Consider the following 2,657-nt stretch of genomic DNA (forward strand, 5'->3'; position numbering starts at 1 on the left):
GCGTCGTCAGTGCTGCGGGATCGCGTTCACCCCTGCGTCCAGTCCTGTTTCCAGTTCTGCGTTGTTCAGTCCTGCGTTCAGTCCTGCGGGCTGAGGTCGAACGCGCGCTCGGCGGCGTCCGTCTCGTTGTCGTCGTCGGCCTGCGCGGCGTTGAGGAACCACTTGACGGCCTCCTCGTTGCGCCCGGCCGCCTCCAGGTTGTCCGCGTAGGCGTAGAACAGGCGCGCGCTCCACGGGAAGCGCTTCTTCTCGTCCAGGTCGTCGCCCTGCAGCGCCACCACGGCCGCGTCCAGCTGCCCCATGTCGCGCCGGGCGCCGGCGGCCACGATCCGCAGCTCCACCGCCTCCTCCGCCGACAGCGGCAGCCCCTGGGCCTCCTGGGCCAGGTCGATCGCCCGCTCGGGACGCCCCAGCGCCCGCTCGCAGTCGGCCATGACCGCGATGTGCCCGGCACCGCGCGACATGCGCCGCGCCGCCCGCAGCTCCGACAGCGCCTCGGCCCACTCGCCGGCGTGGTAGGCGGTCAACCCGGCCGCCTCGCGCACCACCGCCACCCGAGCCGCCTTCGACCGCGCGTACCGGGCGTGCTCCAACGCCTGCTCCGGCTCGCTGTCGATCAGCAGACCGGCGGCGGCGAGGTGCCGTCCCACGATCTCGGCCAGGCCCTTGGGCAGGCCGCGCAGCTCCTGCTTCACCTCGGGGTCGAGCACGGAGATGTCCGCGTCCTGCGGCAGCTCGGGCGTGCGGGAACGGGTGAACACCCGGTCCTGCGACTCCTCGGCACCGTCAGCGTCAACGCCATTCTCAGCGTCAGCGCCATCCTCAGCGTCGGCATCGACGTCGGGGTCGGCGGCGCCGGTGGCCTCCGCATCCTCCGCACCCTCACCACGGGGCTCGTCCTCGACAGCCTCGTCGGTCTCGTCCGCCTCGCCCGTCACCGACTTCTCGGTGACCTCGGCGACCTCGGTGGCCACGGGCTCGACGTTCCCGACCTCGGGAGCCTCGCCCCGGGTGGCCTCGACGTCGGCGGCGGTCGCCTCGGAGCCCTGCTCGTCGGTCTGGGTGAGCCGGTCCTGGAACCGCGCGGCGCGATCACGGCTGCGCTCGTCCCGACGATCGTCACGCCGGTCATCGCGGCGGTCGTCACGCCGATCGTCCCGCCGGTCGTCACGCGGCTTGTCGTACGGACGCCGGTCGTCCCGACGCGGGTAACCGCCCCGGTCGCTCCCCCGGTCAGTGCCGCGGTCGCTGCCGCGGTCGTCACGCTTGAAGCCGCCAGGCCGGTCGTCACGCTTGAACCCGCCACCAGGCCGGTCGTCGCGCGGCCGGAACTCGCGCCGCTCGCCACCGCCGGAGCGGTCATCACGCCTGAAGCCACCGGGCCGGTCGTCCCGACGCTGGTAACCACCACGATCACCGGAGCGGTCACCAGAACGCTCGGTGGACCGGTCGGTGGAGCGGTCGTCCCGGCGCGGGTAACCGCCCCGGTCCCCACTCGGACGGTCATCCCGGCGCTGGTAGCCACCGCGGTCGCTCGACCGGTCGTCACGGCGGAACCCGCCGCGGTCGTCCGACCGGTCGTCCCGACGCTGGTAGCCACCACGGTCACTGCCCCGGTCGTCACGCTTGAAGCCGCCAGGCCGGTCATCGCGCTTGAACCCGCCGCCAGGCCGGTCGTCACGCTTGAACCCACCACCAGGCCGGTCGTCGCGCGGCCGGAACTCGCGCCGCTCGCCACCGCCGGAGCGGTCGTCACGCCTGAAGCCACCGGGCCGGTCGTCCCGACGCTGGTAACCACCGCGATCACCGGAACGCTCGCCACCGCGGTCATCACGCCGCTGGTAACCGCCGCGGTCGTCCCCACGAGACCCGGAACGGTCGTCGCGCGGCCCGGAGCGGTCGTCACGCGGCCGGAACTCGCGGCGCTCGCCACCACCGGAGCGGTCGTCACGCTTGAAGCCACCCGGCCGGTCATCCCGGCGCTGGTAACCGCCACGGTCATCACGGGACTGGTAGCCACCGCGGTTGTCGCGGGACTGGTAGCCACCGCGGTCGTCGCGCGGCTTGTCGTAGCGGGGGCGCTCGCCCCTGTTGTCATCGCGCCGGAACCCGCCCCGGTCACCGGAGCGGTCGTCGCGTCGCTGGTAACCGCCGCGGTCGTCGCTACCGCGATCGGTACGCGGCCGGTCGCTGTGCGGCCGGTCGGTACGCGGCCGATCCGTGTGCGGCCGGTCGGCCGAGTCACGGCGGTAGCCGCCTCGGTCGTCATCCCGGCGCTGGTAACCACCGCGATCGTCGCGCGGCTTGTCCTTGTCGAAGCGGGGGCGCTCGCCCCTGCTGTCATCGCGGCGGAACCCGCCGCGGTCATCCCGTCGTTCGCCACCACGAGGCTTGTCGTAGCGCGGCCGGTCGTCCCGACGCTGGAAACCGCTGGAACGCTCGCCCCCACGAGCGTCACGGTCACCGGTGCTCGGCTTGCCACTTCCCTGGGAACGGCCACCATCGTCGGATCGGCGCGGTCGGTCTCCCTGGCCACGCTGACGGTCGCCGGGTCGATCCCCGAACCTGGACACTAACTCCTCCTACTGTGGACACGCCGAAAGGGCTTGCGGTTAGAAGCACATCTGACTGTGCCCCCACCGCAAGCCCTTTCGGGG

2 protein-coding genes are annotated in these 2,657 nt (G+C 72.9%); one reads left to right on the plus strand and one right to left on the minus strand.

Features of this window, described 5'->3' with window-relative positions; all coding sequences use genetic code 11:
• Window positions 1–77: 77 nt before the first annotated feature.
• Complete coding sequence (locus tag ACR807_RS41615; RefSeq protein ID WP_438927065.1) at window positions 78–710, minus strand: tetratricopeptide repeat protein; 633 nt, start codon at window positions 708–710, stop codon at window positions 78–80.
• Between ACR807_RS41615 and ACR807_RS41620 the strand changes: the two genes are divergently transcribed.
• Window positions 639–2,576: a hypothetical protein gene (locus tag ACR807_RS41620; protein ID WP_438927066.1), complete on the plus strand. Its 1,938-nt coding sequence runs from the start codon at window positions 639–641 to the stop codon at window positions 2,574–2,576. The two genes, ACR807_RS41615 and ACR807_RS41620, sit on opposite strands and share 72 nt — an antisense overlap.
• Window positions 2,577–2,657 lie beyond the last annotated feature (81 nt).

Source organism: Saccharothrix sabaoui (assembly GCF_051756985.1).
GTDB lineage: Bacteria > Actinomycetota > Actinomycetes > Mycobacteriales > Pseudonocardiaceae > Actinosynnema.